The following is a 301-nucleotide window of genomic DNA, read 5'->3' as shown; positions in this document are numbered from 1 at the left end:
GCTGATCGCCGGTATCCTGCCGCTGCCGGTGCTGTTCATGATCGCCTTCAGCATTGCCATGATCGTCAACTACCCCTGCCTGCAACAGCAGAAAGACCGCATCGCCGCCCACGCCGGCAGCGTGCTGGCAGTAACCGGGTTGATCTTCGCCGCGGGCATCTTCACGGGCATTCTGTCGGGCACCGGCATGGTCGATGCCATGTCCAAGAGCCTGCTGGCAGTCATCCCTGAAGCGATGGGCCCCTACATGGCAGTGATCACCGCAATCGTGAGCATGCCGTTCACCTTCTTCATGTCCAAC

General features: G+C 60.8%; 1 pseudogene. It reads left to right on the top strand.

The window, feature by feature from the left end:
* Positions 1-301: pseudogene (locus QWI17_RS16540) on the top strand (SLC13 family permease); the annotation flags it as partial.

The sequence above is a fragment of the Gilvimarinus gilvus genome, assembly GCF_030518155.1.
In the GTDB taxonomy this organism is placed as follows: domain Bacteria; phylum Pseudomonadota; class Gammaproteobacteria; order Pseudomonadales; family Cellvibrionaceae; genus Gilvimarinus; species Gilvimarinus gilvus.
This window is presented reverse-complemented; position numbering and strand designations above follow the sequence as displayed.